Here is a 25,871-nt window from a genome sequence, read left to right as displayed (position 1 = left end):
CCACAATGAGGATTCCGAAAGCCAGTCGGGAGGTCCCGTCCAGTCCGAAAAGCAGAACGAAAAAAGCCAAGGTTAGACTGGCTCTAAACCGACCTATGGCCGAAGACGGTGCCACCGACGGCGGGCGAAGCGGGTTCGCGCGGGCGTCCTGGGTCAACGTCCTCGGGAACGTCGCCAAGATCGTCGCCGAGGGGGCGGCGGGCTATGCCTTTGGCAGCGTTGCCCTGCTGGCGGACGCGGCCCACTCGGTGGCCGATCTCGTCGCTAGCGTCGTCGTGCTCGTTTGGGGACGCAGCGCGTTCGACGAACCCGACGAGACGCACCCACACGGGCACGACCGGATCGAACCGCTGACCGCGCTGTTCGTCGGTGCCGTCATCGCACTCCTCGGTCTCAATCTCCTCTACCGGTCGCTCGAGGGAATCATCTCCGGAACCAACGTCGAGTTCAGTCCGTTGTTGCTCGCGGCGCTCGTGCTCTCGATCGTGGATATGTATCTCGTCTACCGCTACACCGTCCGGGTCAACGAGCGGCTCGAGTCGACCGCGCTTACTGCGCTCGCGGTGGACTGTCTGAACGACATCTATACGTCGATCGCCGCGATCGTCGGTGTGCTGGGCGTGCTGGTCGGTGTCCCGCTGCTCGACCCTCTCGCCGGCGGGCTGGTCAGTCTGCTGGTCGTCTATCAGGGCGTCGAGATCGGCAAAGAAAACGTCGAGTACCTCATCGGTGCTGCCCCCTGTCCCGAAAAGCGTGCGGAGATCACCCGTGCGCTGCGGTGTCACCCATCCGTCCAGGGTATCCACGACCTGACCGTCTTCTACGATGGGACCGTCCTCGAGGTCGAGGTCCACGCCGAAGTCGACGGAGACATGCCCTTCCGAGAGGCTCACGACATCGAATCGGAGCTGGTCACCCGGCTGCGCGGGATCGACGACGTCGGTGATGCACACGTCCATCTCGATCCCTCCGGCATCGGCGAGTGGAAGGAGTCGGTCGACGACGACTGAGACCGGTTGCAGCCACTGACTGACAGGTGTCGTATGAAATCCGACCGCCGATTAGCCGCGACGCGAGCTTTTATGCTATGTGACGACAGGCTACCCGGTATGGAAGTCGGAGACATCCGCGAAGTCACGACCGGTGACTGTTCGGATCTCTACTATCTCGATACGGGGATGTACGACACGAACGAGTACGGTGCCGTCTACATCATCGACGACGACCGGCCCGCCGTCGTCGACACCGGCATCGGCACCAATTACGAGTTAGTCCGTGAGGCGCTGGCCGAGGTCGGTATCGGCGAGAACGACCTCGAGGTCATCGCACTCACCCACATCCACCTCGACCATGCCGGTGGCGCGGGCTTTCTCGCCCGGGACTATCCGAACGCCGACGTCTACGTCCACCCGATCGGGACCGACCACATGGCCGACCCCTCGCGGCTGGTTGCGGGAACGAAAGCAGCCGTCGGCGAGCAGTGGAAATACTATGTGGACCCGGAACCCATTCCGGACGAGCGGATCGTCGAAATCGAGGATGGCGACAGCATCGATCTCGGCACCCACGAACTGCGCGTTCACGCGGCACCGGGCCACGCGCCACATCAGGTGGTCTTCGAGGACCCCGTCAACGATGCAGTCTTCGTCGCCGACGCCGCCGGGATCTGGGTGCCCGAAATCGAGGAAATCCGGGAGACGTCGCCGCCGTCGAACTTCGACCTCGAGCAGTGTCTCGCCGACCTCGAGACGCTCGAGGCGATCGATCCAGACGTGCTCTGCTATCCTCACTTCGGTCCCCGGTTCGTCGGTGACGACCTCGAGACGGCCCTCGAGGAGTACGCTACCGTCCTCGAGGAGTGGGTCGACGCGGTCGCACAGAAACGAGAAGAACTCGAGGACGACGAGGTGGTCATCGAGCATTTCGCCACGACGACCGACATGGTCGGCGTCTGGGGCGAGGAGAAAGCCAGCGAGGAGGCGAAGCTGAACACCCGCGGCGTCTTGGGCTATCTCGAGCACCGGGAGTGAGATCGGCTGCTGTCAGCGGATCCTGACAGACCCACGTGGCGGATCTCGGGCCCGTGGACACCCACTGGTGGGAATCCGTCTGACTGGTTTCGCGGTGTCGGTGTGGTTCCGGTGTCAGTCTTAACTACGAGATTCGGTCGACCGTTCTCGACCCGTGAATAAACGGTTCGACAGCCGATAGCAGTTTCATCACGTTTTATCTCGGTGGCAGACATTCTCATACAGGTATGGACTGGCGGGATGCAGAACGAGAGTACGTGGACGCGGTCATCGGCGACACCTCGCTCGGGCAGTTGTTCGAAGACGCCGCCGCGCGCAACGCGAACCGGCCAGCACAGCAGTACAAAGGCGGTGTCTACGAGCGATCGCTGATTGGGTCTGCGCTGCCCGCTGCACCACCCGGCGAGTTCCGATCGATCTCCTACGCCGAGATGCGCACGATCGTCCGCCGGCTCTCGGCTGGCTTTCGTACGCTCGGCGTCGAGCGCGGCGATCGGGTCGCCCTCTTCTCTGAGACGCGCATGGAGTGGGCACAGACGGACTTCGCTCTCCTATCGACCGGCGCGGTCGTCACGACCGTCTACACGAGTTCCTCGCCCGAGCAGGTTCGCTATCTACTCGACGATCCCGACGCCGACGGCGTCGTCGTCGAGAACGAAGCCCTGCTCGAGCGCGTTTTAGCGGTCGAGGACGACCTCGAGTTCATCGTCTCGATCGACGAACTCGAGGGCTACGACGACCGCGACGACATCCTGACACTCGGTGAGGTCTACGATCGCGGCGAGGCAGCCTTCGACCACGAGGCCTACGAGACTCGCCTTGCGGAGACGGATCTCGACGAGCTGGCGAGTCTGATCTACACGAGCGGGACGACGGGCCAGCCCAAAGGCGTCCAGCTCACCCACGGGAACTTCCGGGCGAACGTCAACGGCGTTCGGAAACGTTTCGGCCCACGACCGGACAGGGGCGATGACGTGCCGACGCTTGATAAGGAGTCGCTGGCGGTGTCGTATCTGCCGCTGGCACACGTCTTCGAGCGGACTGCCGGCCACTTCGTCATGTTCGCAACCGGGGCCTGTGTCGCCTACGCGGAGAGTCCGGACACGCTCAAGGAAGATTTCAGCGCCGTCGAACCGACGACCGCGACGAGTGTCCCCCGCGTCTACGAGACGATCTACGACACCATTCGCGAGGAGGCGAGCGACTCGAGCGTCACAGCGCGCCTGTTCGAGTGGGCCACGGATGTCGGCGTCGCGTACCAGCAGGCCGACTCGCCGGGTCCCGTGTTACGTGCCCAACGAGCGATCGCCGACAAACTGGTCTTCTCGTCGGTTCGGGACGCACTCGGTGGCAACCTCGAGTTGCTAATCAGCGGCGGCGGCAGCCTCTCGGCGGAGCTCTGCCGGCTCTATCACGCGATGGGGCTGCCGATCTACGAGGGCTACGGATTGACCGAGACCGCGCCGGTTGTCTCGACGAACCCACCGGACGCCGTGAAAATCGGGACGATCGGGCCGCCGCTGTCGAACGTCGAGGTGAGAGTCGACGAGACCGTCGTCGATCAGGCGGCCTTCACGGACGACCCCGGTGCAGTCGGCGAACTCCTCGTGCGCGGGCCGAACGTCACACGGGGCTACTGGAACGATCCCGCGGCGACACGGCGTGCCTTTACTGACGACGCTCCCGGGGGGCCAGCCGACGCGTCGACGGGTCGATGGTTCCGGACCGGCGACATCATCCACATCCGTCCCGACGGCTACCTCGAGTTTCGCGATCGACTCAAACAGCTCATCGTCCTCTCGACGGGGAAAAACGTCGCGCCCGGGCCGATCGAGGACGCGTTTGCCGCCAGTGAGGTTGTCGATCAGGCGATGGTCGTCGGCGACGGCGAGAAGTTCGTCGGGGCGTTGCTGGTTCCGAACGAGGAACATATCCGTTCGTGGGCCGACGAAGAAGGTATTGAGCTCCCGGCAAGCTCGCAGGCGATGTGTGACGACGAGCGTGTCCGCGCGTACGTCCAACGGGAGGTCGACCGGATCAACGAGGACTTTCAGGCACACGAGACGATCAAGCGGTTCGAACTCGTCCCCCGGGAGTTCACCGAGGAAAACGACATGCTCACCCCGACGATGAAAAAGAAACGTCGGGTCATCGTGGACCGATTCGAGGACCGAATCGACCGAATGTACGCAAGCGCGTGATCGGCTGCCACCGCGCGACTGGGGTGTCGTCCGGCACTCGGCGACCGTTTCGCCGTGTTTGTGTCTTGCCGTGTCTCACAGGAGTTATCCTATTCGAGTGTCTCCATTGAAACGAATGGATAGCGCTGACGTATCGGTCTCTCGACTGGCTGTGGCCCGGCAGTTGAAGCCATGAGTGCGGCTGGTGGCGGTAACCTGCTCGTTCTCGTCGCCGTGATCGTCGGACTTGGCGTCGTTTCACAGCTTCTCTCGGCGAAGTTTCGGGTTCCGAGTGTCCTCTTTCTCATCGTCGCTGGCGTCGCCATCGGCCCGGAAGGACTCGGCGTTCTGTCGGTCGAGTCGTTCGGTGGGGGCAGCGGGCTCTCGACGATCGTCGGACTGAGCGTCGCGATCATCGTCTTCGAGGGTGCGTTCCACCTCAAGATCGACAAGATCAGGAAGGCACCGGCTGCCGTGTTGCGATTGACGACAGCCGGCGCGGCGATCGCGCTGGCCGGGACCGCCATCGCGGTTCGCGTGTTTCTCGAGGCCGACTGGGACATTGCGCTTCTGATCGGTGCGCTCCTGGTCGCGACCGGGCCGACGGTCGTCACACCGATCCTGAAAGTCGTCCCCGTCCGCGATCGGGTCGCGGCGACGTTAGAGACGGAGGGGATCGTCAACGACGTGACGGCGGCAATCCTGGCGGTCGTGCTGTTCAAAGCGATGACCGTCCGAGAGCTGACCCCCGACATCTACCTCCAGTTGTTCGCCGAGCGACTCGGAACGGGCCTGCTCGTCGGCGTCATCGTCGCGACGATCGTCTGGGCACTGTTGCAGTACGTCGACCTCTCGCCCGACAATGCGCCACAGAACGCTCGCCTGCTCACGCTCGCAGGAGCAATCGTCGCCTTCGGCGCTGCCGATTACGTCTTCTCCGAGGCAGGTGTTGCGGCCGCAGCCACGGCAGGACTGATCCTTGGTAATGCCGATCTTCCATACGAGGAGGACATCGAGGCGTTCAAAGGCGACATCACCTTGCTCGTCCTGTCGTTCGTCTTCATCACGCTCGCGGCGTTGCTCGAGTTCGACCAGCTGTTCGCACTCGGGCTCGGCGGCGTGGCGGTCGTCGTCGCCGTGATGTTCGTCTTGCGACCGCTTTTGGTCTTCCTGTCGACGCGAGGCGACCGGTTTACGGTCCGTGAGACGCTGTTTATGAGCTTCGTCGGGCCGCGGGGGATTATTCCAGCCTCGGTCGCGACACTGTTTGCGATCCGGCTGCAGACTGCCGAGCCACCGACGAACCCGGCAGGTGCGGATCTGCTCGTCGGCACGGTCTTTCTCGTCATCCTCGTCACGGTCGTCCTCGAGGGTGGCTTCGCCCGACAGATCGCAGAACGACTCGACGTGATACCAATGCGTGTACTTATCATCGGCGGCGGCCGTGTCGGTCGCTCGCTGGCAGAACGACTCGAAGCGCGCGGTGAAAACGTGGTCCTGATCGAAAACAACCGGACTGCCCTCGAGGGGCTTCGCAACGACGGCTTTACCGCCCGCGAGGGCGACGGGACCGACATCGACGTGTTGCAGGGGGCGGGTGCGGAGAACGCCCGTACCGTCGTCGCGGCGACCGGTGACGACGACGTCAACCTCCTTGTGGCACAGCTCGCCCGGTCAAAGTTTGATGTCGAGACGGTCATTGCCCGGGCGAACAACCCCTCGAACGTCGATGCTTTCGAAGAACTCGACGTCGAGACGATCTCGGCAGCCGAATCGACGGCGTGGGCGATCGACAACGTGATCGAACGTCCCGCACTCTCGAACTGGATGTCCGAACTCGGTCGGTCGGGCGACGTCCAAGAGATCGAAGTCACCGACAAGAACCTCGTCGGCAAACGGGTCGTCGATGTCGGGGACCAACTCCCCAGTGGCGTCCTCATCGCACTCGTGAGTCGGAACGGGACCAACGAGGTTCCGTCAGCCGATGTCGAACTACAGCAGGGCGATCACATCACGCTCATCGGTCGGACCGACGCCGTCCGCGAGGCCATCGAGCAGTGTGGCAAACCCGTCTAACCGCGCTCGAGACTGAACACAGGGATGACACCTTGTCGAACCGATACCGTTTTGCGGCCGTGTCTACCAGTGTGGTAGTATGAACCACTCACGGGGCCCACTGTGTTCGATCGACGTCAGCGAACGGACGACCGAGTCCGTCCCGATCGACGACATCCTCGAGTCCTCGATCGGTGGCCGGGCACTCGGGACGCGACTCGCCCACGACCGGATCCCGTTCGATGCCGATCCGCTGGGGGCCGAAAACCGCCTCTATTTCGCGACGGGGCCGCTTCAACACTCGACAATGAGCTTTACGGGCCGCATGTCGGCGACCGGCGTCTCGCCGCTGACCGACGGGCTACTGTCGTCGAACGCCGGCGGCTTCCTCTCGCGGAACTTCACCGGGACGGGCTACAGTGCCGTCGAGATTACCGGCGCGAGCGACGACCTCGTGATCGTCCACGTGACCGACGAGGGTGTGGAGTTCGAGCCGGTCCCCGACCTCGCAGAGGCGACCGTTCCCGAGACCTGCGAGTACATCGAAGACGAGCATGGCCTCGGGTCGGAGCACACCGTCGTTATCGGGCCAGCCGGAGAGAACGAGGTCCGGTTCGCCTCGATCATGACCTCCGAGGAGCGCGCCTTTGGCCGTGGCGGGCTCGGCGCGGTGCTGGGCGCGAAAGGCGTCAAGGCGATCACCTTCGACGGTGACTCGACCCGCGAGGTCGAACTCCCGCCGCTGCAGATGGAGATCCACGGCGAGGCCGCCAACTCCGACAGCCCGATGCGCGATCAGGGGACCACGTCGGTCACGGAGTACGCGAACATGGTCGAGGCGCTGCCGACCCGGTACTTCTCCGAACTCTCGTTCGAGGGGATCGAGGGTGTCAACGGCGACCGCGTCGAGGAGAAAAAATACAAGAAAGGCACCTGCTCGTCGTGTGCCTTTGCCTGCAAACTGCCGACCAGAGACGAGGAGTCCGGCCTCGAGACCGAAGGCCCCGAATACGAGACGCTGATGGCCTTCGGTCCAAACTCGGGCGTCGACGACATCGTCGACGTGATGCAATCGAACAAGCTGTGTGACGAGTACGGACTCGACACCATCTCCTGTGGCGACACCGTCGCAGCCTACCTCGCGAGTGAAGACGAGTTCGGCAACGCCGAGTTGATCCACGACCTCGTCGAGAAAATCGCCTACCGCGAGGATATCGGCGACCAGCTCGCCGAAGGCATCGACCGCGTCCACGACGAGCTCGGTGTCGAGAACTGGACCGTCAAGGGCATGGAGTTCCCCGCCCACGACGGGCGGACCCTGAACGGGCAGGGACTGGCCTTCGCCACCTCGAACCGCGGTGCCGACCACATGTTCGCCGAGTTCTACCCCTACGAGTACCCGCTGGTCGACGCCGACGACGCCTTCGACAAAGCCGGGCTCGAGGGCAAACCGCCGAAAGTCATCGAACTCGAGAACATCAACGTCATCAAAGACAGCGCCGTCCTCTGTAAGTTCTCGCGGGACTTCATCACCGAAGACCGCTTCGAGACGTTGCTTGACGCCGACTACGAGGAGTTGCTCGCGATCGGCGGCGAGATCGTCTCGCTCGAGCGTCACTTCAACAACCAGCGTGGCTTCGACCGCGAGGACGACACGGTGCCCTACGAGATTCCGGACTTCCAGCAGGGACTCGACGAGTACTACGACGAACGCGGCTGGAACGACGACGGGACGGTCCCCGACGCGGCACTCGAGGGGAGTACAGATATCGTCGCCGACGACTGATCTCAGCGACCCGACGCGAGTCGTTGCGTTCTATCACTTCCCGCGGCCAGCGTCGTCGCTGTCGTCCTCGAGGTCGTCCGCCGTGAGTCGGTTGTCGCCGCGAGACGGCAGCGAGGTGTCGTCGGCCCGCGAGGGATGGATGTTGAAATTGTTGTCCCGGTAGGGATCGCTTTCGGGATCGTAGGACAGCTCGCTGCGCTCGAAGAGGTAGATAAAAAAGCCGATCACCGGAACGAAAAACGTCAGTGCAGCCCACTTTTTCGGTGGCTCGAGGCCGACCCGCCCGGCGTCGTAGTAAGCGACGGCGGTCAGGCCCAGATGCCAGACGAGCGGAATCCCCACGAGTATCGCCAGCAACAGCCGTTGCATACGCGTGCTGACGCGCTCGAGCTACCTAAATCGCCGGTTGACCGCTCGCGCGTTTCAGTTGACGTCGAACTCGATCGCCGCACCCTGGCGCAACCACCTTTTGTCTCGCTCGCGGACGGCTGCTCACGGGTCGCTTCGCTCCCCGTTCGCAGTCTGCGGTTCTCACTCGCGTGGCTCGTTCCGAACCGCGCTCCCCTCACTCGCAAAATCTGGACCAAAAATCCCAGGCCAATCGGCTTAGTTGACCTCGAACTCGATCGCAGCCCCTTGTCCGAAGCCGACACACAGCGTCGCCAACCCGAGGCCGCCGCCACGTTTCTGGAGTTCGTTGATCAGCGTGACGGGCAGGCGGGCACCCGAGGCCCCCAGCGGGTGGCCGATCGCGATCGCGCCGCCGTTGACGTTGAAGATTTCGGGGTCGATACCCAGTTCGTCACGCGAGTACAGCGTCTGGCTGGCGAAGGCCTCGTTGAGTTCCACGAGGTCGTAGTCGTCGATATCGCGACCGTTGCGCTCGAGCAGGCCCCGTGTCGCTGGAACCGGACCGATACCCATCACGGTGGGGTCGACGCCGGCGACGTTGTTCATGCCGACTTCGGCCATGATCTCGAGGTCGTGCTCGTCGGCGAAGGCCTTGCTCGTGACGAGCAGCGCGGCTGCGCCGTCGGAGATCTGGGAGGCGTTACCGGGAGTAACCATGCCATCGGATTTGAAAACGGTCGGCAACTCGGCGAGTTTTTCGGGGGTGGTGCCGGGACGGAGTCCCTCGTCTTCGGTGACAGTGCCGTCCTCGGTTTCGATCGGGACGAGTTCGTCGTCGAAGCGGCCCGATTCGGTGGCGTCGACTGCGCGTTGCTGGCTGCGGGCGGCGTACTCGTCCTGTTGCTCGCGGCTGATGTCGTACTCCTCGGCGACTTTTTCGGCGGTCATCCCCATCTGGAGTTCGCCGATGTTGTAGAGGTCGGCCATCCGCGGATGGACGTTGCCCATGTTTTCGCCCATCGGGACGCGACTCATGTTCTCGACGCCGCCGGCGATGATGGCGTCGCGGTTGCCGGCCGCGATGGCGTCGGACGCGGAGATGACCGCCTGCATCGAGGAGGCACACCATCGGTTGATCGTCGCCGCCGGCACCGCTTCGCCCAGTTCCGAGAGCAAGGCGATGACGCGGGCGACGTTGTTCCCTTGCTCGCCGCGTTGCTGGGCACATCCCCACATCAGGTCGTCGATCTCGTCGCCCGAGAGGCCCGTTTCCGCGAGAATCTCGTCGATCAGTGGGACAGAGAGGTCTTCACTTCGCACGTCTGCGAACACGCCGCCTTCTTTCCCCTGTGACGTCCGGACTGCCTTCACGACGACTGGCGTCTGTGTCATGTCCTACCGAATGCCGCACACGGCCTTAAATCCGGTCGAACTCGAGTTCATGCACGAGCCGTTTACGACCAGTGATACCCCTCACTCGGTCGATTTCTACCGCGATCGGTCGCGGATCGCTATCGTCCGATGAGCGGACTCGCTCGAGAACAACCCTTATCTCGAGTTGTTGGTAATACGCGGACATGGACGAGGACGGAGCGAACGCTGCTCGAGTCGATGGCGACACGGAAACGGGAGCCGACGACGCAGACACCGCCGACACGGACGGCCCCGAGGCAACCGGCGAGGCATCGATGCCGGGCGTCCCGGACCCCAATCCCCAGGAAAACGACGTGCCCGATGATGTCCAGAAGTACGCCCGCTTCAAGAAGATGGACGGCGCCCAGTACGACCGGGTCAACGACTTCCTGCGCGAGCGGACCTACATCACGGCCCGCGAGTGGGCCATCGCCCGCCTCTGTTCCGACTTCCGGACCGAGACCGGGGTCGAGATGACCAAGATCGGTGAGAACTTGCCCGATCTCGTCCCTTTCATGACCGACACCTACACCCCGCAGGCGGTCAACCAGGCCCGCGCCTCCTTCGAGGAGAAAGTCCGAATGGCCGGCGCAACATTCCTCTACGGCGCGATGTGTGACTTCTTCACCGCCGAGGAACTCGACGACGTGATGTACGAAGCCACTGAGGTCGCCAAATTCCTGCTCGAGGTCGAAGGCGTCGACCTCTCGGTCGAGGACGAACTCGAGGCCGAAGAGCGCATCTCGAGTGTCATGCGCGAGGTTCGCGAAGCCAGCGCGGAACTCAGGGCAGAAGACGTCGCCGGGACCGACGAGTAGGCGCTGTTTCGCCCACCGACGCGGTCGCACTCGAGGGGGCTCACTCGAAGACGACCGGCACCTGGCAGATGACCGTCCGTGACGCCCTGTTGGTTTCGCAACGCTTGAGAGCCGCTATCGACAACAGTGTCCGTGTCCCGCGCTCGCCTCTTTGGGTCCCTCTGTGGTCTCGTCTTTCTGCTCAATCTCGCCAGAATCGTCTTTGCACCGCTGCTGGACGTGTTCATCACCGAGTTCGCCATCGGGGAAGCGACCGCCGGACTCATCGCGACGCTCGTCTGGGTCGGGAGCGCGTCCTTACGACTGCCGACCGGGTGGGTGCTCACGAAGGTCCCGCGACACCGCGTCGTCGTCGCGTCGGGTGTCGTGCTCACAGCCTCTTCGGCCTTTGCTGCGACCGCGATGACGGTGCCACATCTCATGGCCGGAGCCTTCCTCATGGGCGTCGCCTCCGGCATCTACTTCGTCTCCGCGAATCCGCTGCTGAGCGAACTCTATCCGTCCCGCATCGGCCGGGTCATGGGAATCCACGGGGCGGCAAGCCAGATCGCCGCGGTGATCGCCGCGCCGTTCGTCGCGCTCTCGTTGCTCGTCGACTGGCGACTCGCGCTGTGGGTGATCGCCGCCGGCGCGGCGCTCGGGACGGCCTACACCTGGCTCGCCGCGAAGGGGACCGAGATGCCGACGGCGGGGCGTGCGGATCGGGAGTTCGTCGCCGGCGCACTCTCGGAGTGGCGTATCATCATCACCGCGTTGGCACTCGTCGGCGCGGCGGTGTTCGTCTGGCAGGGCGTGTTCAACTTCTACGAACTCTACATGCAATCGAAGGGGCTCTCCGACCGAACGGCAGGCACGATGCTCACGCTCGTCTTCGCCGCCGGCGTGCCGGCGTTTTACGTCGGCGGCGATCTGGCCGACCGATTCCCACACGTCCCCTATCTGCTCGGCATCGTCGGGACGTTCGCCGCGTGCCTGCTCGCGCTGACGCTCGTCGACGGCCTGCTCGCGCTGGTCGCGGTCACTGTCCTTCTCGGCTTCGTCGTCCACGCACTGTTCCCTGCCGCGGACACGTACCTCCTCGATACGCTCCCGGATTCGACGCGTGGCAGCGCGTACGCCGTGTTCAGCTCCGTCTGGATGCTGACCCAGTCGCTTGGCTCCTCGATTGTCGGGTTGTTCCTCGAGCACGACTACTCCTACGACACGGTGTTTGCCACTGCCGCGCTCTGCCTCGGTGCCACGATCGTCGTCCTCGCTGTGCTCGAGCGGGCCGGACGACTGCCGAGTTGATACAAGATGTCGGACAGAAGTCAGTGAGAAGTCGCTCGAGAAAGCCGGCTGTCTCCATCGACGACAGCTGACCCTGAGCGAATGATCTTCAAATAGTTCTGTCGGACAGTATGAGGGGTCTCGAGGCCGACTGCGAGGGCTGAGATTTGAACCACGCCCGAGAACTACTCATGGTTCGAGAGAGCGAAGCTCTCCCGTCATCACGAAACGGCAGAGCCGTTTCGAACGACTTCGTTCGCAGAACCTCGGTCTGATTCAAATCCCGCGTCTCGCAGACACGACTCTCACTGTCGTTCGAGTCGGTATGCGAGGGCTGGGATTTGAACCCAGGGACCCCTACGGGAGCGGGTCTTAAGCCCACCGCCGTTGGCCTGCTTGGCTACCCTCGCACAGAAGGCAGTCAGTCGTTGTCCCGGGGTGGGGATGTGCGTTTCGGTGTGCGCTCGAGCCGAGATTTACCAGTCAACGCTCAGCGTGCCGTCGCCGTGGGGATCGGGCGCGATCTCTTCGTCGGTGCGGCGGTCGACGACGTGGATACAGCCGTCGTCTTTCTTCGCCGGACAGACCTCCGCGGCGCGGACGTTGTGCTCGAGATCCTCCTCGCCGATGAAGTATTCCTCCGGCTGGGCCATACCGGAGGCGATGGACATCTCCCAGTTGTCGCTGACTTCGGCGCACTTGCCAGCGCCGAAGCACTTGTTGGCCTCGAAGATGATCTTGTAGGGTTTTTCCTCGACCGGTGGCGCGTCGCTCGAGCCCACGTCGCTGGCGCGCTGGATACCGTCGTCGCTCATTGTGTCGTACTTCGACCGAGCCGTCTTTCGCGTTACGGTTGGCGCGAGCGGAGAGGTCGCGGCCCTACGCCGACACCTCGGCTTTCGGCTCCGGCAGGTCGTAGGTGACGCCGGTCAGATCGCTCGAGGCGGCCCACAGCCGACGGGCCGTCTCCTCGTCGTAGGATCGCTCCGAGGAGGCCTGCCGTTCGGGCGTGCCGCGCATGTTCATGACCCCACCGGGGCCGTAGTACGCCCCGCCTTCGGCCTCGGGCGCGGTCGCAGCGTACAGCGCTGGGAGTGCGCCCATCGCGGCTGACTGAGCGAGAACCGTGTTCATAACCCACATCGCAGCCTTCCGGAGGCGGCTGCCGCGCTGTTCGGGGCCGCGGAACTGCAACTGCGTGTTCGCATAGCCCGGATGGACGGCGATGCTCTTGGCGGTCGCATCCGCCGTCAGCAGCCGGCGCTCGAGTTCGTACGCAAAGAGCACGTTCGCCAGTTTCGACTGGGCGTAGGCGTCCCACGGGTCGTAGGACTGCTCGCTCTGGAGATCGTCGAAGTCGATCTCACCGCGCTCGTGGACGCCACTCGAGACGGTGATGATCCGCGAGTCGGACTCCTCGTCGAGCCCCAGGGTCTCGAGCAGCAGCCCGGTGAGCGCGAAATGTCCGAGGTGGTTGACGCCGAACTGGGTCTCGAAGCCGTCCGCTGTTTCCGAGCGCGGGATCGCCATGACTCCCGCGTTGTTGATCAGGACATCGAGGTCTGCGTCGTCGAGTCGGTCGGCGAACGCATGAATCGACTCGAGATCGCCCAGATCGCACGCCTCGACACGCAGGTCGGCGTTGGGGATATCAGCACGAATATTGCTCGCCGCCTCCTCGCCGCGGTCGACGCTTCGGCAGGTCATAATCACCGTCGCGCCGTTGCGTGCGAGTTCGCGGGTCGCCTCGAGACCAATGCCACTGTTCGCGCCCGTGACGACGATCCGGCGGCCGTCCTGATTGGGAATGTCGTCGGCTGTCCAGCCCATACACGCGGTATGCTACGCTGTCCCTAAATGAGTGTGCCAGCCATCCCTGCCTGGACTCACATTGTCGGCGGCGCTCGAGCGGGTTCGTCCGCGAGCAAAACAGCGGGTCGTCAGTGAGACGCGTTACTCGTAGTCGACTGAGATGGACTCGAGGACGACGTCTTCGCGCGGGCGGTCGTTGGCGTCGGTGTCGACGCTACCGATTTCGTGGACGACATCCATCCCGTCGGTGACCTTGCCGAAGACGGAGTGACGACCGTCGAGGTGGGGCTGGGCGTCGAGCGTGATGAAGAACTGCGAGCCGTTGGTGTCGGGCCCGGAGTTGGCCATGCTCAGGATGCCCTCGTCGTCGTGGCGCAGGTCGTCGTGGAACTCGTCGTCGAACTCGTAGCCGGGGCCGCCGCGACCGGTCTCGGTCGGGTCGCCGCCCTGAATCATGAAGCCCTCGATGACGCGGTGGAAGGCCACGTCGTCGTACAGCGGCTCGCCTTCGACTTCCTCGCCGGTCTCGGGGTCTTCCCACGTCTTGCCGCCGGTCGCGAGACCGACGAAGTTGTCGACGGTGCGCGGTGCGCGTTCGTCGTAGAGTTCGACCTCGATATCGCCTTTGTTCGTGTGCAGGGTCGCAGTAACGTCTCCCATACGTCGGGGTCGACGGGACGACTGAAAACGATAGTGGTCTCGCGTCGCGGTCGCCGGTGCGGTGGGTGTGGGTCGCCGTCGGCTCGCGGCCGCAGGTACATACCGCCGGCCGTGGAACGACGGGCCATGAGTGACGGCACGCACACGGCAGCCCAGGTCACGCTCGCTCGACTGCCGTCGGGCGTGGAACTGACGACGACGGTCCACACGTATCGGGGTGCCGATCCGGGGCCGACGTTGTACGTGCAGGCAGCCCAGCATGGTCGCGAAATCAACGGGACGGAACTGCTCCGCCGGTTTCACGAGCGACTGCCACTCGAGTCCCTGTCGGGGACCGTAATCGCCGTCCCCGTCGCGAACCCGCTGACGTTCGATCGGGTCTCCTACACGACGCCGGAGTCGTTCGACAGCGTCAATCCGAATATGAACCGTGTCTGGCCGGGCAACGCCGACGGGAGCCTCCACCAGCGCATGGCTGCCCGCCTCTGGGAGTTCGTCACGGCAGCCGATGCCGTCGTCGACCTTCATACGGGGAGCCCCGATATGCTCCCGCACGTGGTTTACTGTGCGGACGACGACCGCTCGCGGTCCCTCGCCGAAGTCTTCGGGACCGACCTCCTGTTGGCCGAGCGGGCCGACGAGGACGACCCAGACGAATGGAACCGGCGTGATTACGCCGGCAAGCTCCGGGTCACCGCCGCTGACGAGGGGATTCCCGCGATCACGCCCGAACTCGCCCACAACAAGCAGATCCTCGAGGAAGTCGTCGCCGACGGCGTCGATGGCTTACTCGATGTCTGTCGCCATCTCGATCTCCTTCCCGGCGTCGTTCCCACACGCGACCAGACCGTCGCCCGGAATCACGCCGGACATGTCTCTGCTGCCGACTCCGGACTGTTTCGACCGAATCCGACGCTCGAGGTGGGCGATGTGATCGAGGCGGGAACGTCGATCGGGACGGTCTACCATCCGACGACGTACGAACCGCTCTCCGAGCCATGTGTCGACCGCGACGGCCTGCTCTATGCGCTCACTCGAGAAGCGACGGTGACCGCTGGCGACCGACTCGCGAGCGCGGCGCTGACCGACGAGCAGTTGCCCGCGTGACGGCGGTGATATCATACGGACGCCTGTCAGTGGGTGTCGGTGGGCCCCGACCGCCCTGCAGTCGAGCCGAGATACCCCGACAGCGGGCCGTCTCAGTCACTCCTCGAGAGCTGGATCGTCGCCGAACCGGTCAGTAGCGTCGTGCCCGCAGCCGTCTGCGCCTCGAGTGTCGCCTCGACCGCTCCGTCGTCGGGATCGACCCCGATGACCTCGCCCGTCACGACGACGGTATCGCCGGGGAAGGCCCGCGATCGAAATCGGACGCCGAAGCGGGAGATATCCCGCAGGTCGAACCAGCGGGTGACGACTCGGGAGGCGATGCCGGCGGTCAACATCCCCTGGCCGAAGACGCGCTCGTTGCCCGCAGCCGTCGCGTACGGCTCGTCGTAATGAATCGGATTGAAATCGCCGCTCGCGCCCGCATACCTGACGAAGTGCCGACGCTCGAGGTCGTCGACGACGACTGTCGGGCCGCTATCGCCAACCGCGACGTCGTCGAGTTCGCGGACTCGCTCGAACTCGTCGCCGATCGGGGATGGAACGTCTCTCTCGCTCGTGACGGTCCCACCGTTTGGCGCAGCCGTGTCGGTCGCTGTGCGCTCATCGTCGACTGCCTCCTCGGTCTCGAGCATGGTGGTCCGCTCGGTGAGCACGCGGTCGTCGTGCTGGTCTTTGTACGCGGTCTCGAGGTGAGCGACGGTCATCGTCCCCGCGCGCCCTCCCTCGCGCTGGAAGACATCTGTGAGGGTGGTCGTCCCCTCGAGCACGTCGCCGACGAACAGCGGACGCTCGTACTCGTAGTGCTGTTCGCCATGGAGGACGTATGCTGGCCGGAAGCCGAGGTCGAAGCCGGTGCCATCGACGCCATCGGGTGTATGCCGCGGAAACCGGCTGACCTGGCTGTAGGTCAGCGGCGCGGGCACGCGGTCGTAGCCTCGCGTTGCAGCGACTGCCGCGTCGCGAAAGACCGGATCGTCGGCCGTGATCGCGCGTGCGAACTCCGCGACCTTGCCGGCCTCGAGACGGAACTCCTCGGTGGTGACCCGTGAGTCTCCGACCATCGCCTCGAGTTCCGCGAGTGGCTTAGTCGGCATTGTGGCGTCCCTCAACCGTTCGCCCGGTCGTCGCCAGCAGTCGTGCCGCCGTGGCGCAGTACGTGTCGAGCCCGTCCTGTCCGCGTCTCATCACCACCACGATTTGCGGACGACTGACATAACAGTATTCCAGGGCTGTTGCTCGGCTGACGGCGATACTTGAGGCCGCTCGAGAGGCTCAGCGAATGATGTCCGCATCGCGCAGGTCGGCGCGCTGTGTCTCGTCATAGCCCACCGACGCGAGCAGTTCATCAGTGTGCTCGCCGTGGGCCGGAAGCGACTCGTCGTCGCTTTCGGGTGCGTCCGGTCCCGCAGCCGGAAACCCGACTCGTGGCGGTGCATCGTCCGGTCGTTCGACCAGTCCGCGAGCCTCGAACTGCGGGTGCTCGAGGGCTTCCGCCGGCGTATACACCGGGCCGACGACCGTCTCGTCGCCCAGCGTCTCGAGCCACTCGTCTCGCGAGCGGCTCGCGAACAGCTCGGTGAGTTCCGCACGGATGGCTTTCAGTTCGGCTGGATCGTCGCTGCCGTGGACTTCGAGCAGGTCCTCGCGGTCGGCCTCCTCGCAGAAGGCAGTCCAGAACTTCTCCTCGAGTGCCGCAAAGGTCACGTAGCGACCGTCGGCAGTTTCATAGATATCGTACCAAGGGTACTGTCCAGTGTACGCCGTTTCGCCCGGTCGCGGCTCGTCACCGGTGAGTGCCTCGTAGGCGGTCGCCTGCGAGAAGGAGGCGACCACGTCGGTCATGGCGATGTCGATGTACTCCCCACCGTTGCCGAGTTCGCGCGAGAGCAGGCCACCGACGATGCTGAACGCCGCGAACAGACCGCCGCCGAAGTCGCTGATCTGATAGCCCGGAATCTGTGGCGGTGCCGACTCGTCCTCGCGGGTCATATCGAGCAACCCGGCAACGCCGACGTAGTTGAGATCGTGGCCCGCGCGGTCGGCGTAGGGGCCAGTCTGGCCGTAGCCCGACAGCGAACAGTAGATCAGGTCCTCGTTGTACTCGAGGAGCGTCTCGTAGTCGATCTCGAGGCGGTCGGCGACACCCGGTCGGAACCCCTCGAAGACGACGTCTGCCGTCTCGACCAGCCGGTAGAACGCGGTCCGGCCCGCTTCGGATTTGAGATCGAGTGCGACGCTTCGCTTGCCGCGGTTGACGCTATCGAACAGCGCGCCGACGTCGCGGTCGGTCATCGGCGGCATTTGTCGGGCGTAATCGCCCGTCTCGGTGTCTTCGACTTTCACCACGTCGGCACCTGCGTCAGCGAGCAGTTGCGTCGCGTACGGTCCCGGGAGGAGGCGAGTCAGATCAAGAACCTGAACCGAATCGAGGTGCATGGTCTCACGTGACCGTCAGATTGCAAAAGCCTACTGCCAGTGATAATGGTGGCTGTGACTGTACTGCCGCAACCGCTGACCGCCGTGCGGTTGCGGCAATAATGACTCACAGCCATCGTTATGTTGGTTCGATGGCTCCCGATCCGTGGCCGACCGATGCCGTCTGCCGCTCAGTACGCCTGTAGCTCCTCGAGGACGGCCTGGGCGCTCCCGTCGGCGATGACCTCGCGGGCCTGCTCGAGTCCTTCGTCGAGGCTGTCGACGTCCTGCCGGGCGTACATCCGGAACGCGCCGTTGAGCGCGATTGCGTCGGCGAAGTGGTCGTCGCGTTCGCCGGCAAGGACGGCTTCGGTGATCGCCGCGGAGTCGGCTGCGATATCGTCGACAGCGAGGTCCTCGCGTTCCATCTCCATACCGTACTCGGCGGTCTCGATCTCGTAGTCGTCGAAGGATTCGTCGCCGTCGGCTCCCTTCTCGTCCCACTCGGCCACCTTCGTGTAGCCGGGGCGGATGTCGTCGTAGCCTTCCATCCCCTGGAAAAAGATCGCTCGGGAGTAGTCCAGTTGGTCGCTCTCCTTGATGAGGTCGGTCAGCTTCTTCGCGAACGCGAGGTGGTAGAACGAGCCCAGGTGGACGTCGGCGTTCGCGGGGTTGGCGACGGTCTCGATCGTGTTGACGAAGGTTCGGACGCCCATCTCGTCGCGACGCTCGAAGAGGTCGTCGATGCCGGGGTTGAACGCGGGCTGGTAGTAGAAGCCGAAGCCGGTCTCGTCGACCATATCGGCGCTTTCGTCGGGCTCGAGTTCGGTTCGGACGCCGAGTTCGTCGAGGACGTGTTTGTACGCCGTCGCCTTCTGGGAGGGGACGTAGTCGCCAGAGTGGACGACGACCGGCGTGCCCGCGGCGGCGGCGACGACGCCGGCACCGACGCCAAGGATGGCGGACGTGTCCTTCCCGTCGTAGTTCGCACCGCAGTCGACCGGATCACATTCGGGCTCTGCGGTGACGACCGACTCCTCGCGCATGACGTCGGTGTAGGCCGACAGCTCCTCGGGGTTGTTGCGCTTCCAGCGGTTGGCCAGCCAGAACGCACCGAGGGTTGTGTCCTCGGGCTCGCCCGCCAGAATCCGCTGGAACGCCTCGCGAGCCTGGTCGTGGCTCATGTCGTCGGCCGACTTGGGGCCCGACCCGATAACCTCCGTCAGCAGGCGTTTCAACGGCCATTCGCCGAACGTCTGGGATGCCTTCGCCATGTGCGGGCGTTGGCACGGACGGCGCAAAAACCCCCCGTTTCCTGTATCCTGCCGGGAAACAGTCCGTGAACGCCCGCTCACGTCTCGAGTGTGCGCGGTGTCTAAACCGGCCAGCATCGAGATAGCACCCCGAATCCACCGGCGATGTCGACGACCGAGGAGTCCCGAAAGCGATACGGGGGCCGTCTCCCTAGGACGGCCAATGAGTACCCTGTCGGGGAACTGGCGTGAGGCCATCGACGACGTGGACGCAGCGCTGATCGACGGCTACCAGAGCGGCTTCCCGATCGAACAACGGCCGTTCCGCCGGCTCGCTGCCGACCTCGAGATCGACGAATCGGAGGCGGTCGAGCGCGTTCGGGCGCTCAAAGAGGCGGGGATCGTCCGCCGGTTCGGTGCCGTCCTCAATCCGCCGGTGATCGGCTCGTCGACGCTCGCTGCCGTCCAGGCACCCGAAGACCGCTTCGACGAGATCGCGGCGACGATCAACGACTACCGGCAGGTCAACCACAACTACGCCCGCGATCACGAGTGGAACATGTGGTTCGTCGTCACCGCCGGGTCACGGGAGCGACGCGACGACATTCTCGCCGAGATCGAGGCCGAGACCGGCTGTGAGGTCCTCAACCTGCCGATGTTGACCGACTACTACATCGATCTCGAGTTCCCCGTCGTCAACAGCGATCGGTTCGCACGCGAGTCACTCGAAGATCGCACCGACTCGTCGGCGACCCGGATCAGTGAGTCAGCGACGGGCGATCTCTCCGCGCTCGAGGCCGATCTCTTGCTCGAGATTCAGGACGGCTTTCCGCTGTCGGCGACGCCGTATCGAGATATCGCCGACACCATCGGCCATGATGTCGCGGACGTGCTCGAGGCCGTTTCCCGGCTGCTCGCAAACGGCTGTATCAAGCGGGTCGGTTGTATCATCAACCACGTCGTGACGGGCTTCGACGCCAACTGTATGGTCGTCTGGGACGTCCCCGACGAGAACTTAGACGAGTGGGGCGAGCGCGCTGGCGGCTTGCCCTTTGTGACGCTGTGTTATCATCGTCCTCGAAGACCCGACCAGGAGTGGCCGTACAACCTGTTTACGATGGTCCACGGTCGCGAGCCCGAGGCCGTCGACGCGAAGATCGACGAACTTGCAGCCGACTATCTCCCCGTCGACCACGAGCGACTCTATTCGACCGAGACGCTGAAACAGACGGGAGCACGCTACGAGGAACTGATCGGCAACTAACGCTATCGTAGCCACTGACCGTCACTGCACACCCGATCGCACGAGGGTCGCGCGGGTCGGAGCGACGACGTGAGCGAGACCCGCGGACGGTGCGATCGGTGTGTCACTCGGTCCAGTTGCTACTATAGTCTCGGCGTCTGTGATCAGACAGCCGCTCGCCCGGTTGAGCGACTGGAAAATGTCTATCTCCGACACATACCAAATATTCTTGGAATAGTCTCTTTAAATCCGCGCTCCAAGAGACGGGTTGCACCGCAAGGTGCGCCATGTGTGGGGTCCACCACCGCTTACCATTCGAGCCCCCACACAGCGGCTTCCGATTCTGGAAGCGTCTCCCCATAAGCTGACGACCATAATAAATGGTTTTGCCCCAGCTGATACGGACCCCTGTCAGTCACTGCCGATGGGACCGCGACCCGCACTGCGGTCCCACCAGGACATCGTGACAGCAGACCGTATGAGTCGTGTCCCGTCAGCGATGCGGGCACCGTCGCGCTGAGTCTCCGATTGCTGTCACAGCGACGGGACTACTGTGGCCGCTCGAGTGCCTCCGCGACGACCTCGATCGGTGTCGGCGGCTCCGCGGGTGCGCCGGGGCGGTTCTCGAGTTGGGTCCGACAGGAGGCACCCGGCGCGACGACGCGGTCGCCGTCGCTGTCTGCGACCTGCTCGTAGAGAATCGTGGCAATAGCGTCGCTCATCGAGGCGTGTTCGGCCTCGTAGCCGAAGGAGCCGGCCATCCCACAGCAGCCCGAATCGAGGGGATCGACGGCGTAGCCCGCCCGTCGAAGCACGCCGACGGCGTGGTGGTCCTTCGCGACCGATTTCTGGTGGCAGTGGCCGTGGTAGGTGAGGTGTTGCTGGACCACCGCAGGGTCGAAATCGATGGCCTCGTCCAGCCGGAACGTGTCGATGTACTCACAGACGCCGTAGGTTGCGTCGGCGAGCCGTTCGGCTGCGTCGGAGGCGAGCAGATCGAGGTAATCGGACTGGAACATGACTGCATCGGAGGGTTCGATCACGACCACGTCCCAGCCGGCGTTGACCTGTGGTGCGAGTGCGGTCACGTTCTCGCGGGCCGCCGTCCGCGCTTTCTCGAGAAAGCCTTTCGAGAACGCCGGTCGGCCAGTATCGCCCAGGTCGTCGGGGACGGTGACGTGGACGCCCGCGGCCTCGAGGACGCGGACGGCTGCCTTCCCGGCCTCAGGGTGGCTGTAGTTGGTGTAGGTGTCTGGATAGAGGACGACCGTACGGGTGGCCTCGGCCTCGCTCACGCGAGCGCCGCCGCGCTCGTCGAACCAGTCGCGGAACGTCTCGGCGTGGAACGTCGGCAGCGACCGGCTCGCGTCGATTCCGACGACGGCCTCGAGTACCTTGCGGGCACCCGGCAGCTTCGCCGCGGTGTTGGAGACGGGCGCGAGTCGACTCCCCCACTTCGAGAGCGTCGCGACGTTGGCGAAGAGCCGATCGCGCAGGCTCGCGCCGTTGCGCTGGTGGTACTCGTGAGTGACCTCGGCTTTGAGTTTGGCCATGTCGACCTCGCTCGGGCAGTCGATCGAACACCCTTTGCAGCCGATACAGAGGTCCATCACCTCCTCGACGAACTCGTCGGAAAACGCCTCGTCCTGGTCGACGTCGCCGCTCATCGCCGACCGAAGCGCGTTCGCCCGGCCCCGGGTCGCCGTGATCTCCTCGCGGCTCGCCCGGTAGGTCGGACACATCACGCCGCCGGTGGTCGACTGTTCGCCGCGACAGCCCCCACAGCCGTGACAGAGTTCGACCATCCCCTGCATGCCGTTGTCGTTGTCCCACTCGAGGGCTGGCTCGAAGCCCGTCTCGAAGTCGTAGTCGGGATCGAATCGCAGGTGTTCGCGCAGATCGGTGGGATCGTCCTCGCGGAAGACGACCTGTCCGGGATTGAGCAGCCAGTCGGGGTCGAACGCGGTCTTGAGGTCCTGGAAGGTCGCCCAGAGTTCGTCGCCGTAGAGTTTGTGATTCCACTGCGTGCGTGCGCGACCGTCTCCGTGTTCGCCTGAGACCGACCCGCCCAACTCGACGACGAGGTCCGTCACGTCGTCGGCGATCCCGTGGAGTTGCTCGAGCCCAACCTCCGTCTTCGTGTTCACGAGCGGTCGCACGTGGAGCACGCCGGGGCCCGCGTGAGCGTAGAAGCTAGCGTAGGTGTCGTGTTTTTCGAGGATCTCTTCGAACCCCTCGACGAACTCGGGCAGCCGCGCCGGCGGGATCGCGGTGTCCTCGATGAAGGAGATGTGCTTCGCGTCGGTCGTCCGCGAGAGCAAGATCGGGAGCCCGGACTTGCGGAGCTTCCACAGCTTCGCGCGTTCGGCTTCGTCGTAGGCCTCGAGCCCCTCGATCGCGATCGTCTCGGCGTCGCTGTGTGGGGAGTCCGCTGCTGGCTCACCGGCAGGCGTCGCCGAGGGGACGCGGTCGGCGAACAGACCGGCGACCTGCTCCCTGCCGTGGTCGTCGTCCTCGGCGTAGAACTCGACGAGGAGGACGGCGTTCGTTCCCTCGGGCAGGATCTCCGTGACGGGGCCGAACTCCGCGGTGTCACGCGCGAGGTCGATCAATACGTCGTCGAGGACTTCGACCGCCGCGGGGTCGTGTGCGAGGATCGGCTCGACATCGCGCATCGCCGTGTGGAGATCGGGATAACACAGCAAGGAAACGGCCTTCGTCTCGGGAATTGGCTCGAGCGAGACCGTCGCCTCGGTGACGATCGCCAGCGTCCCTTCACTGCCGGCCAGCAGGCGCGCGAGGTTGACGGTGCCGGACTCGCCAGTCGCCTCACCACCGGGCAGCTCATCACCGCGGGCCTCGGCGACGAGCCGATCGAGATTGTAGCCCGAGACGTTGCGCTTGAGACCGGGATACGTCTCGTCGATCAGGTCCGCGTCTTCTTCGAGAATCCGCTCGACTTCGGCGTAGATCCGTCCCTCGAGGTCGCCGTCGGGGTCAGCCTGATCGCTGATTTCCTCTCTGGTCACTTCGCCGAAGCGGGTGACGGTGCCGTCGGCGAGGACGGCCTCGACTTCCTCGATATAGGCGTCGGTCTTGCCGTACTTCAGGGAGTGTGCGCCCGTCGAGTTGTTGCCGATCGCACCACCGACGGCGCTTTTGTCGCGCCACGCGGGATCTGGTGCGAACTTGAGATCGTGGGGAGCCAGTGCTTCGTTCAACGTCCCCACGATCGTCCCGGATTGGACCGTCGCCGTGTGGCCGTCAGGGTCGATCGCGAGAATCTCGTTCATGTGCCGGGTAAAATCCAGCACCACGGCCCGGTTGACCGTCTGGCCGGCGAGACTCGTCCCACCACCCCGCGGAAGCACTGGGATCTCGCGCTCGGCACAGTACTCGAGGATTCCTGCCACGTCGGCGGTCGATTCGGGGAAGGCGACCGCGATCGGGGTCACTTCGTAGGCGCTCGCGTCGGTTGCATACAATTCGCGAGAGTAGGAGTCGGCCCGGACCTCACAGTCGACGAGCTGTTCGATGTCTGCGACCAGTGCCGGGCGGTCGACGTCGTCGCTCCGATAGTCGTACTTCGCTCGCCGGTCGGCAGCCGGGTCGGCGCTCGGCTCCAAAGACATACGTCACCCTTGCGCAGGGGTCACAAAAAGCACCCGCATTACCCCATCGTACGACCGGTACTGGGAGACTGTTCGGTCGTCCTGACCGCCGATACTGTGGGACGGAAGGGTAACCGGGCGGTGGATCTCTGACCGCCCGTCTGGCACACGTTCGTTCGGTTACTGGGGGATGACCGAATTCGAGCCGAAAAGTGGCCCCGTTGTTTTACCACGTGTGCCCCCTGGGGCCGCCGTCCACGGCTCGGACGGCAGTTGCGTGTACTCGATCCTGTCTAACAAATAAAATGCCTAACTAGTATGGACCATACGTCGGCGGCGTCACCTGAGTGCGGGTCTCTTCGCGTTCGACTGCTTGTTGGCGCTCACGCTCGCCGCCACCGTCGTTCGGTACCTGTCTATGTATGGGTGTTGACATTCGGCGGCAACGGCATCACGACCGACTACTCGCCGATGCGCCACCTCGCAAACCTCGAGACGGTCTACACCTACGAGGGAACCCACGATATCCACACGCTGATCCTCGGCGAAGATCTAACTGGGCTGCAAGCTTACCAGTAGCCTCCGTCAACGACTATCCTGGGAACAGTTGGCACTGCCATAATCCGCAAGGAGCACGGCTATTCCTGCCGGCACCTGTGAATCAGTATGATCGGCGTCACCGAACTCGAGAGCCGACTGGATCCGCCGGGGACCCCCGGACTCCGGGCTGCGTTCGTCGGCGTCTGGTCCGTCGACCTCGTCGCGACGATCCTCTTTTTCACTGTTCCGTACGCACACGAGTTGAACCCCGTTACGGTCTTTCTGCACGATGTCTTCGGGCTCGTCGGCGTCGTCATCGCTGCCGTCAGCTACGCTGTGCTCGTGGTCGGGCTCGGTCACGCCCTCTCGTCGCCGCTCGATACCGGGTTCGTATCCCTTGTCGTGGGACTCTATGCCCTTTTCGCGAGTCACAACGTCGTCCTGCTCGTGTCTCGCGAGCCGTTACTGACGCTGCTCGTTCCGTAAGTGACCTCGGAAAAGTAGTGGGCCAACTCGGATTTGAACCGAGAGCCTCCACCTTATCAGAGTGGCGCTCAACCTAATTGAGCTATTGGCCCGCGTCGCCTTCTTCGCACTCGGTAGTTGCTCGGTGGGACGTTTAAACGTTTCTTTCTGGAAGACCCGTGCGAACCGCTACCGGGCAAAGGGGTCGTCGTCTCGGTCGTCGGTGTTCTCGTCGCCGAAGTCGATCGTATACGAGTCTTCGCTGCCGTCGCCGTCGACGGTGTAGTCGTCGTCACCGAGGTCGTAGGTTCCGGTGTCGGTCGACTCGGCCCCGCCTTGAGCCGTCTCTTGGTTGGGAAAGCCGAACGTCCAGACGTTGCCGCTAGCGAATCCGCCGGTCTTTTTGTCCGCGTAGGGGACGATCACGTAGCGTTTGAGCACTGCGCGGATCGGGACCCGCGTCACGGGCACGGCGAGCAGGAAGCCGATGGCGTCAGTCACCAGCCCGGGCGTCAGCAAGAACGCACCGGCGGCGATCAGCAAGCCACCGTCGAGCAGTTCGTTGGTCGGCGGCTCGCCACGTACCATCGACCGTTGCATCTTCCGAAGCGTTCGTCGCCCTTCGGCCCGCACGAGGAGCATCCCCACCAGTCCAGTCAGGACGACCAGCAGCACCATCCCGACCCAGCCGATGTAGCTCGTCTGGCTGACGACGACCGCGAGTAACACGGCGTCGAGAAACGGGATGAGCAACAGCGCGAAGATCCACCGAAGCATACCACTCCCTAGCCGCCGAAGGGTGAAAGTCCTTTACTCTCGTCACAGTAGCGGTGCCACCGCGACTCGAGGCCCCGATCTGATTC

21 protein-coding genes, 2 tRNA genes and 1 pseudogene are annotated in these 25,871 nt (G+C 64.2%); 12 read left to right on the top strand and 12 right to left on the bottom strand.

Going from position 1 to position 25,871, the window contains the following annotated elements:
- The first annotated feature begins 95 nt into the window (after window positions 1-95).
- The 5 genes from ACERI1_RS05395 (at window position 96) to ACERI1_RS05375 (ending at window position 8,051) form a co-directional block, all read left to right on the top strand.
- Window positions 96-1,010, top strand: coding sequence for a cation diffusion facilitator family transporter (locus tag ACERI1_RS05395; RefSeq protein WP_373617049.1), 915 nt, complete (start codon window positions 96-98; stop codon window positions 1,008-1,010).
- A 99-nt stretch (window positions 1,011-1,109) separates the two neighbouring features.
- Window positions 1,110-2,030 (top strand): MBL fold metallo-hydrolase, encoded by a 921-nt coding sequence (locus ACERI1_RS05390; protein ID WP_373617048.1) that lies wholly within the window; start codon window positions 1,110-1,112, stop codon window positions 2,028-2,030.
- Between the two features lie 227 nt (window positions 2,031-2,257).
- On the top strand, window positions 2,258-4,231 hold the full coding sequence (locus ACERI1_RS05385; RefSeq protein WP_373617047.1) for a long-chain fatty acid--CoA ligase: 1,974 nt from the start codon (window positions 2,258-2,260) through the stop codon (window positions 4,229-4,231).
- A gap of 171 nt (window positions 4,232-4,402) precedes the next feature.
- Complete coding sequence (locus tag ACERI1_RS05380) at window positions 4,403-6,286, top strand: cation:proton antiporter (protein ID WP_373617046.1); 1,884 nt, start codon at window positions 4,403-4,405, stop codon at window positions 6,284-6,286.
- A 79-nt stretch (window positions 6,287-6,365) separates the two neighbouring features.
- Window positions 6,366-8,051: an aldehyde ferredoxin oxidoreductase family protein gene (locus ACERI1_RS05375; RefSeq protein WP_373617045.1), complete on the top strand. Its 1,686-nt coding sequence runs from the start codon at window positions 6,366-6,368 to the stop codon at window positions 8,049-8,051.
- A gap of 33 nt (window positions 8,052-8,084) precedes the next feature.
- Here the strand turns inward: ACERI1_RS05375 and ACERI1_RS05370 are convergent, their stop codons facing one another.
- Both ACERI1_RS05370 and ACERI1_RS05365 read right to left on the bottom strand, forming a co-directional pair.
- Window positions 8,085-8,420, bottom strand: a complete 336-nt coding sequence (locus ACERI1_RS05370; RefSeq protein WP_373617044.1) for a hypothetical protein — start codon at window positions 8,418-8,420, stop codon at window positions 8,085-8,087.
- A 237-nt stretch (window positions 8,421-8,657) separates the two neighbouring features.
- Window positions 8,658-9,794, bottom strand: a complete 1,137-nt coding sequence (locus tag ACERI1_RS05365; RefSeq protein WP_373617043.1) for an acetyl-CoA C-acyltransferase — start codon at window positions 9,792-9,794, stop codon at window positions 8,658-8,660.
- Here ACERI1_RS05365 and ACERI1_RS05360 point away from each other — a divergent pair.
- The 3 genes from ACERI1_RS05360 (at window position 9,793) to ACERI1_RS05350 (ending at window position 11,923) form a co-directional block, all read left to right on the top strand.
- Window positions 9,793-9,927 (top strand): hypothetical protein, encoded by a 135-nt coding sequence (locus ACERI1_RS05360; protein ID WP_373617042.1) that lies wholly within the window; start codon window positions 9,793-9,795, stop codon window positions 9,925-9,927. The two genes, ACERI1_RS05365 and ACERI1_RS05360, sit on opposite strands and share 2 nt — an antisense overlap.
- Window positions 9,928-9,979: 52 nt before the next feature.
- Entirely contained in the window at window positions 9,980-10,633 is a 654-nt protein-coding gene (locus ACERI1_RS05355; protein WP_373617041.1) for a DUF5806 family protein, read from the top strand.
- A 132-nt stretch (window positions 10,634-10,765) separates the two neighbouring features.
- Entirely contained in the window at window positions 10,766-11,923 is a 1,158-nt protein-coding gene (locus ACERI1_RS05350; RefSeq protein WP_373617040.1) for an MFS transporter, read from the top strand.
- A 305-nt stretch (window positions 11,924-12,228) separates the two neighbouring features.
- Here the strand turns inward: ACERI1_RS05350 and ACERI1_RS05345 are convergent.
- The 4 genes from ACERI1_RS05345 to ACERI1_RS05330 form a co-directional block, all read right to left on the bottom strand.
- Window positions 12,229-12,312: transfer RNA gene (locus ACERI1_RS05345), tRNA-Leu, on the bottom strand.
- Window positions 12,313-12,378: 66 nt separating this feature from the next.
- Window positions 12,379-12,717: a ferredoxin gene (locus ACERI1_RS05340; RefSeq protein ID WP_373617039.1), complete on the bottom strand. Its 339-nt coding sequence runs from the start codon at window positions 12,715-12,717 to the stop codon at window positions 12,379-12,381.
- 64 nt (window positions 12,718-12,781) lie between these two features.
- Window positions 12,782-13,732: an oxidoreductase gene (locus ACERI1_RS05335; RefSeq protein WP_373617038.1), complete on the bottom strand. Its 951-nt coding sequence runs from the start codon at window positions 13,730-13,732 to the stop codon at window positions 12,782-12,784.
- 123 nt (window positions 13,733-13,855) lie between these two features.
- Window positions 13,856-14,374: a peptidylprolyl isomerase gene (locus tag ACERI1_RS05330; protein ID WP_373617037.1), complete on the bottom strand. Its 519-nt coding sequence runs from the start codon at window positions 14,372-14,374 to the stop codon at window positions 13,856-13,858.
- Between the two features lie 126 nt (window positions 14,375-14,500).
- Here ACERI1_RS05330 and ACERI1_RS05325 point away from each other — a divergent pair, with 126 nt between their 5' ends.
- Window positions 14,501-15,481, top strand: a complete 981-nt coding sequence (locus tag ACERI1_RS05325; protein ID WP_373617036.1) for a succinylglutamate desuccinylase/aspartoacylase family protein — start codon at window positions 14,501-14,503, stop codon at window positions 15,479-15,481.
- A gap of 92 nt (window positions 15,482-15,573) precedes the next feature.
- On the opposite strand, the gene ACERI1_RS05320 is transcribed toward ACERI1_RS05325, so the two are convergent.
- From ACERI1_RS05320 to ACERI1_RS05310, 3 genes are all read right to left on the bottom strand, one after another.
- Window positions 15,574-16,575, bottom strand: a complete 1,002-nt coding sequence (locus ACERI1_RS05320; protein ID WP_373617035.1) for a MaoC family dehydratase N-terminal domain-containing protein — start codon at window positions 16,573-16,575, stop codon at window positions 15,574-15,576.
- Between the two features lie 178 nt (window positions 16,576-16,753).
- Window positions 16,754-17,917, bottom strand: a complete 1,164-nt coding sequence (locus ACERI1_RS05315; RefSeq protein WP_373617034.1) for a CaiB/BaiF CoA transferase family protein — start codon at window positions 17,915-17,917, stop codon at window positions 16,754-16,756.
- 170 nt (window positions 17,918-18,087) lie between these two features.
- Window positions 18,088-19,170 carry an anthranilate phosphoribosyltransferase gene (locus ACERI1_RS05310; RefSeq protein WP_373617033.1) on the bottom strand — a complete coding sequence of 361 codons (1,083 nt, stop codon included), beginning with the start codon at window positions 19,168-19,170 and terminating at the stop codon, window positions 18,088-18,090.
- A 202-nt stretch (window positions 19,171-19,372) separates the two neighbouring features.
- Here ACERI1_RS05310 and ACERI1_RS05305 point away from each other — a divergent pair, with 202 nt between their 5' ends.
- Window positions 19,373-20,413 carry an Lrp/AsnC family transcriptional regulator gene (locus tag ACERI1_RS05305; protein ID WP_373617032.1) on the top strand — a complete coding sequence of 347 codons (1,041 nt, stop codon included), beginning with the start codon at window positions 19,373-19,375 and terminating at the stop codon, window positions 20,411-20,413.
- A gap of 527 nt (window positions 20,414-20,940) precedes the next feature.
- Here ACERI1_RS05305 and ACERI1_RS05300 read toward each other — a convergent pair.
- Window positions 20,941-24,024 carry an FAD-binding and (Fe-S)-binding domain-containing protein gene (locus tag ACERI1_RS05300; protein ID WP_373617031.1) on the bottom strand — a complete coding sequence of 1,028 codons (3,084 nt, stop codon included), beginning with the start codon at window positions 24,022-24,024 and terminating at the stop codon, window positions 20,941-20,943.
- A gap of 417 nt (window positions 24,025-24,441) precedes the next feature.
- Here ACERI1_RS05300 and ACERI1_RS05295 point away from each other — a divergent pair.
- Both ACERI1_RS05295 and ACERI1_RS05290 read left to right on the top strand, forming a co-directional pair.
- Window positions 24,442-24,582: pseudogene (locus tag ACERI1_RS05295) on the top strand (acyl-CoA dehydrogenase); the annotation flags it as partial.
- 87 nt (window positions 24,583-24,669) lie between these two features.
- Window positions 24,670-25,029: a hypothetical protein gene (locus ACERI1_RS05290; RefSeq protein ID WP_373617030.1), complete on the top strand. Its 360-nt coding sequence runs from the start codon at window positions 24,670-24,672 to the stop codon at window positions 25,027-25,029.
- Window positions 25,030-25,047: 18 nt separating this feature from the next.
- On the opposite strand, the gene ACERI1_RS05285 is transcribed toward ACERI1_RS05290, so the two are convergent.
- Window positions 25,048-25,121 (bottom strand) — tRNA-Ile (locus ACERI1_RS05285).
- Window positions 25,122-25,197: 76 nt separating this feature from the next.
- The gene (locus tag ACERI1_RS05280; protein WP_373617029.1) at window positions 25,198-25,785 is read right to left on the bottom strand and encodes an FxsA family protein; all 588 of its coding nucleotides are present in this window, start codon (window positions 25,783-25,785) and stop codon (window positions 25,198-25,200) included.
- Between the last annotated feature and the right edge of the window lie 86 nt (window positions 25,786-25,871).

Origin of the sequence: Natrinema sp. HArc-T2 (assembly GCF_041821085.1) — an archaeon.
In the GTDB taxonomy this organism is placed as follows: Archaea; Halobacteriota; Halobacteria; order Halobacteriales; family Natrialbaceae; genus Natrinema.
This window is presented reverse-complemented; position numbering and strand designations above follow the sequence as displayed.

Coding starts and splice junctions, on each gene's coding strand:
- ACERI1_RS05340 (WP_373617039.1), bottom strand. CDS start 12,717: ATGAGCGACGACGGTATCCAGCGCGCCAGCGACGTGGGCTCGAGCGAC.
- ACERI1_RS05290 (WP_373617030.1), top strand. CDS start 24,670: ATGATCGGCGTCACCGAACTCGAGAGCCGACTGGATCCGCCGGGGACC.
- ACERI1_RS05385 (WP_373617047.1), top strand. CDS start 2,258: ATGGACTGGCGGGATGCAGAACGAGAGTACGTGGACGCGGTCATCGGC.
- ACERI1_RS05380 (WP_373617046.1), top strand. CDS start 4,403: ATGAGTGCGGCTGGTGGCGGTAACCTGCTCGTTCTCGTCGCCGTGATC.
- ACERI1_RS05280 (WP_373617029.1), bottom strand. CDS start 25,785: ATGCTTCGGTGGATCTTCGCGCTGTTGCTCATCCCGTTTCTCGACGCC.
- ACERI1_RS05325 (WP_373617036.1), top strand. CDS start 14,501: ATGAGTGACGGCACGCACACGGCAGCCCAGGTCACGCTCGCTCGACTG.
- ACERI1_RS05310 (WP_373617033.1), bottom strand. CDS start 19,170: ATGGCGAAGGCATCCCAGACGTTCGGCGAATGGCCGTTGAAACGCCTG.
- ACERI1_RS05390 (WP_373617048.1), top strand. CDS start 1,110: ATGGAAGTCGGAGACATCCGCGAAGTCACGACCGGTGACTGTTCGGAT.
- ACERI1_RS05320 (WP_373617035.1), bottom strand. CDS start 16,575: ATGCCGACTAAGCCACTCGCGGAACTCGAGGCGATGGTCGGAGACTCA.
- ACERI1_RS05300 (WP_373617031.1), bottom strand. CDS start 24,024: ATGTCTTTGGAGCCGAGCGCCGACCCGGCTGCCGACCGGCGAGCGAAG.
- ACERI1_RS05365 (WP_373617043.1), bottom strand. CDS start 9,794: ATGACACAGACGCCAGTCGTCGTGAAGGCAGTCCGGACGTCACAGGGG.
- ACERI1_RS05355 (WP_373617041.1), top strand. CDS start 9,980: ATGGACGAGGACGGAGCGAACGCTGCTCGAGTCGATGGCGACACGGAA.
- ACERI1_RS05395 (WP_373617049.1), top strand. CDS start 96: ATGGCCGAAGACGGTGCCACCGACGGCGGGCGAAGCGGGTTCGCGCGG.
- ACERI1_RS05370 (WP_373617044.1), bottom strand. CDS start 8,420: ATGCAACGGCTGTTGCTGGCGATACTCGTGGGGATTCCGCTCGTCTGG.
- ACERI1_RS05360 (WP_373617042.1), top strand. CDS start 9,793: ATGTCCTACCGAATGCCGCACACGGCCTTAAATCCGGTCGAACTCGAG.
- ACERI1_RS05305 (WP_373617032.1), top strand. CDS start 19,373: ATGAGTACCCTGTCGGGGAACTGGCGTGAGGCCATCGACGACGTGGAC.
- ACERI1_RS05375 (WP_373617045.1), top strand. CDS start 6,366: ATGAACCACTCACGGGGCCCACTGTGTTCGATCGACGTCAGCGAACGG.
- ACERI1_RS05330 (WP_373617037.1), bottom strand. CDS start 14,374: ATGGGAGACGTTACTGCGACCCTGCACACGAACAAAGGCGATATCGAG.
- ACERI1_RS05315 (WP_373617034.1), bottom strand. CDS start 17,917: ATGCACCTCGATTCGGTTCAGGTTCTTGATCTGACTCGCCTCCTCCCG.
- ACERI1_RS05335 (WP_373617038.1), bottom strand. CDS start 13,732: ATGGGCTGGACAGCCGACGACATTCCCAATCAGGACGGCCGCCGGATC.